Origin of the sequence: Streptomyces sp. ICN903, assembly GCF_022015835.1 — a bacterium.
Taxonomy (GTDB): Bacteria; Actinomycetota; Actinomycetes; order Streptomycetales; family Streptomycetaceae; genus Streptomyces; species Streptomyces fenghuangensis.
Genome location: NZ_JAKMAY010000138.1, coordinates 1 through 3,274, shown reverse-complemented (window position 1 = coordinate 3,274; position 3,274 = coordinate 1). Strand labels below are relative to the sequence as shown.

At 73.3% G+C, this 3,274-nt stretch carries 4 protein-coding genes and 1 pseudogene; 2 read left to right on the top strand and 3 right to left on the bottom strand.

All coding sequences use genetic code 11. From position 1 onward, the window contains the following. Together L7D48_RS15760 and L7D48_RS15755 are read right to left on the bottom strand one after the other, a co-directional pair. Positions 1 to 184: pseudogene (locus L7D48_RS15760) on the bottom strand (hypothetical protein); the annotation flags it as partial. Beyond that, positions 181 to 399 carry a hypothetical protein gene (locus tag L7D48_RS15755; protein WP_237880074.1) on the bottom strand — a complete coding sequence of 73 codons (219 nt, stop codon included), beginning with the start codon at positions 397 to 399 and terminating at the stop codon, positions 181 to 183. The pseudogene L7D48_RS15760 and the gene L7D48_RS15755, both read right to left, overlap by 4 nt. 360 nt (positions 400 to 759) lie before the next feature. On the opposite strand from L7D48_RS15755, the gene L7D48_RS15750 reads away from it, so the two are divergent. Then, positions 760 to 1,137, top strand: coding sequence for a hypothetical protein (locus L7D48_RS15750; protein ID WP_237880073.1), 378 nt, complete (start codon positions 760 to 762; stop codon positions 1,135 to 1,137). A 114-nt stretch (positions 1,138 to 1,251) separates the two neighbouring features. Here L7D48_RS15750 and L7D48_RS15745 read toward each other — a convergent pair whose 3' ends face one another. Further along, entirely contained in the window at positions 1,252 to 2,007 is a 756-nt protein-coding gene (locus L7D48_RS15745; protein WP_237880072.1) for a ferritin-like domain-containing protein, read from the bottom strand. A gap of 717 nt (positions 2,008 to 2,724) precedes the next feature. Between L7D48_RS15745 and L7D48_RS15740 the strand changes: the two genes are divergently transcribed. Further along, positions 2,725 to 3,274 (top strand): SigE family RNA polymerase sigma factor (locus tag L7D48_RS15740; protein ID WP_237880071.1); only part of this gene is annotated, 550 nt, incomplete at its 3' end.

Below are 3,274 nucleotides of genomic sequence, written 5' to 3'. Positions count from 1 at the left end.
TGCTGGGCCTGCACCTGGCCCCCACCCCGCGCCTGGCGACGCGTTCCGCCTGCCCGCGCATCCACCGCACCGCCAGGCGCGGGGTGGGGGCCAGGTGCAGGCCCAGCACGATCCGGGACGGCCGGCCGGGGGCGCTCGCCGACAGCTCGCACCAGAAACGCATCCAGGTGGCGGCCCGCGTCACGGCATCCGGCCGGCGCGGTTGGCGGCCTTCACGCGGGCGCTCAGCAACTCGGCCTGCGTGGCCGGGCGCAGCACCTCGGGCATGGCCGCCCACTCGCGGCCTCCGCCGACGGGACGCAGGAGGTAGTACGCGGCGTCCCTGTCCTGGAACTCGCCCACGGTCTTCCGGATCTCGTCGTAGAGCGCGTCGCCCTTGGCGGGCTCGTCCGTGGCCATGTTCTCCAAGCTCCCTCGCTCCTTCCCGTGCGCGCCGCATCGCCCGGCGGGCGGAAGGCCGAAACCGATCGCGTTCTGTGCACAGCCAACTGCGCGGGGTGCCTGTCCGGGTACGGTCGAAGGGAGGCAGGACCATGAAACCCATGAACACTTCGAGGGCCCGAAGCCGGGGTACGTGGCCGACCGGGCCGCCCTGCCTGACTGGCAGAGGAGACCGAGGCGGACATCTTCGGGGCCATCGAGAAGTCGCTGAACTGACAGCCCCGAGTCCGTGGGGTCACGGCGGACCATGGCATGGTCCAAAGCAGGTATCCGCAGTGCTGTCGGTGCGGTTCTGGGGCCGGTATCTATGCTGCGCGGATGCGCTACCTGACCGATTCGTTCGCCGTTGGCGCCCTGCGCAGGGGGCAGGGCATCGAGCAGTTCCTGGGGCCGGTGGGCTCAGGGGACGCCCCTGCCGTCAGTTGGGTCTCCGTCGAACCGACCAGGCGCGGCTTTGTAGTAATGCTCCACACCGTGGAGGACACCGGGGGTGAGGACTTCTGCGATCTGCTGGAATTCCCACCCCTGGACCCCGATGAGGAGTTCGGGCGGGAGATCGCGGTCGTGGACGATCCACCGAGCGCCATGGCCGTCGCGGAGGACCGGACGGGGGCGCTCCGCGGGAGGTGGGTCAACACCGGCATGGCGGGGGACGAGTACCGCGATTACGTCCGTGCCGGGCGGTCGAAGACGTAGGGCCGGTCGGTACTGAGGGTTTCCAGGCGTTCCGAGGGCTTGTATGGGCCATGGGGCGGGTGGTCCATGCGGTGACCGCAGTACGGCCTGCGGCCATCGCCCGGCCGTCCGGTGTCAGGCCTTGCCCGATCGGGTGCCCGGCCGTGTACCCGAACGGGCGGCCGTACGCGGGGTCAGCACCGCGGAGACCACCGTGCGGGAGGAGGCCATGACGTCCGCGACGAAGCGCCGGCGCCCGAGGCCGAGCCGGCGCAGCGCCGGGCCGTGGTCGGCGGCGACGACGAGGGACGCGGCGAGGAGCAGGAGCCGCCACAGGCTCATCACCGGTCGGCGCAGCGGGCGGGGCAGCCGGGCGAGGGAGGCGTGCAGGCGCTCGCAGTGGAACGGTACGTGGCGCTGCTCGTCGGCCAGGATGCGGCCCGCCACGTCCGAGGCGAGCGGGTCGCCGGCGCCGTCGCGCAGGGCGCGGTAGTAGCGCAGCGCCACCACCTCCGCGACCATCAGCACCAGCAGTTCCACGCGCAGCCCCATCAGGCGCCGCAGCCGTACGAAGGCCCTGTCGCTCCAGTGGCCGTTCAGCACCGGTGCGCCGCCCGCGGCCAGCAGATGGGCGAGCAGGCGGGCGTGGTTCTGCTCCTCGGCGACGAACAGCCGCACCGCCCGCGCGTAGTCGGGGTCCCCGGCCCGGTCCGCCTTGGCGATCAGGTTGGAGCCGTCGCCGTCCTCGCCCACCTGGAAGCGCTGGACGCTGCTCCTCACGGCCGGGTGGAGGACGGCGCCCCGCTCCCAGTCGGGGTCGCCCTGGACGCGTCTGCGCTCGCGCTCGTCCTCGAACCGCTCTACCCACTCCGCGAATCCGCTCGTGTCCATGTGTGGTCTCCCCCTCCGGGGCGCGCTCGTCGTGCCCCTCGGAGGGACGACGCCCCCCGGAGGCCGTGCCGTTCCACTGTTGGCCGGTGGGGGCGCTTGGCTCCCGATTCGGGGCGCGCGGGTATGGCGCGGGCGCCGTGCGCCGGGGGCGCGTACGGGCGTGCGAGGGGCGTGCCGGTGGCGCCCGCCCTGCTGCGGACGGGTGGGAGGGGGTTATGCGGTTGCGTGGGGGGTTTATCGACACGTCGTCATTCTTGCGAGTGGATGAGGCGTTGTGAGTGGTTCGCCGGGTTTTCGTCGGGCAGTCTGTGTTCGCGACGTCGCTGCGACAACCTCAGGCACACGCTCCGGAAGGACAGAACATGGCACGTACCCGCATCACCCGGTTCGGGGCCGTGGTGGTGCACGCGCTTCACGGGCTCGGATGAGCCGACGGGCGCCGGCCGGGCGGGGAACCGGCCGGTGTCCCGGGAGAAGGGATGGGGCAGGGCGGCCGCACTCGGTGCGGCCGCTCTGCTGTTGTGCGCGCGGCTGTGGCGCGCGGCTGCCGTGCGCTGCCGGTGCGCGCGGGCGGTCACCGGGGCGACCCCGAGACGGTACGGGGGTCCGTCCCCCTTCCGGGGGTGGAGGCGGCGACCCGCCTCCACCCTGAGAGGGACGCGGCATCGGGACCTGGGGCCGATCCGGGGCGGGGGCCCCGGCTCCTAGCGTTGGGCCATGACCACGCATGGGACGGCCGCGACCGTGACGCCGCTGACCTTCACCTCGTACGTACGGGCCCGCGGGCCGGTGCTGCTGCGCACGGCGCGCTCGCTCACCGCCAACCCGAGCGACGCCGAGGACCTGCTCCAGACCGCGCTGACCAAGACCTACATGGCCTGGGAGCGGATCGAGGACCAGCGCGCGCTCGACGGCTACGTGCGCCGCGCGCTGGTGAACACGCGCACCTCGCAGTGGCGCAAGCGCCGGGTGGACGAGTACTCCTGCGAGGAGCTGCCGGAGCCCGAGCCGGTGCCCGGCCCCGACCCCGCCGAGCAGCAGGCCGTGCGCGACGCGGTGTGGCGGGCGGTTCTGGCGCTCCCGGAGCGGCAGCGGGCCATGGTCGTTCTGCGCTACTACGAGGACCTGAGCGAGGCGCAGACCGCGGCGGTGCTCGGGGTCTCGGTCGGCACGGTCAAGAGCGCGGTGTCGCGGGCGCTGGCAAAGCTCCGCGAGGACCCGCGGCTCCTGGCGGACGTGCTGGGCGGCGGTACGGAGGGGGGAGCGC